Raw genomic sequence first — 239 nt, forward strand, 5'->3', positions numbered from 1 at the left:
GTACGCGGGTCAAAATCAGCCTTTACCTCTTGCTTCGGGGAACGGAAATACTGTCCAGCCTCCGTACCTACGCTAATACTCGCTGTCTCCGGATGCATGCCCATATACAAGTCCAAATACTGCAGGACCTCGGAGCCATCTGTTTGTGAATATTGGTTTTCCTTGATGAGCGTAGCGAGGTAATCTGCATCCTTCATTTTGGGCTCAATGGTATTAGTAATAATCGAATTGACCAGACT

Annotated in this window: 1 pseudogene; it reads right to left on the reverse strand. The window is 46.9% G+C overall.

Going from position 1 to position 239, the window contains the following annotated elements:
• Window positions 1-239: pseudogene (locus SB775_RS33425) on the reverse strand (chemotaxis protein); the annotation flags it as partial.

This window comes from Peribacillus sp. SIMBA_075 (genome assembly GCF_046534585.1).